This window comes from Flavobacterium aureirubrum (genome assembly GCF_038739835.1).
Taxonomy (GTDB): Bacteria; Bacteroidota; Bacteroidia; order Flavobacteriales; family Flavobacteriaceae; genus Flavobacterium; species Flavobacterium aureirubrum.
Genome location: NZ_JBCGDO010000185.1, coordinates 1 through 214, shown reverse-complemented (window position 1 = coordinate 214; position 214 = coordinate 1). Strand labels below are relative to the sequence as shown.

General features: G+C 23.8%; 1 protein-coding gene. It reads right to left on the bottom strand.

Annotated elements, in window-relative coordinates; all coding sequences use genetic code 11:
* Positions 1 to 17 precede the first annotated feature (17 nt).
* The coding region (locus WFZ85_RS16585) for a transposase (protein ID WP_342697256.1) at positions 18 to 214 on the bottom strand (197 nt) is incomplete at its 5' end.

Here is a 214-nt window from a genome sequence, read left to right as displayed (position 1 = left end):
TAACCCGTTGGGTGTAATTAAATTATTTGATTTTTAATATTATTTATTGGTCTATCAAAGATGAATTTATTGATATATTGAACTAAAGTTAATGCTGTAATTTTTGCTAATATTCTTGTTTTAAAACCTTCAAAAGTTTTAGCATAATTGTTTCTAATTCTGAACTGGTCGCATAGTTGTGAAAATAATGTTTCAATTCTTTTTCTTGATTTTC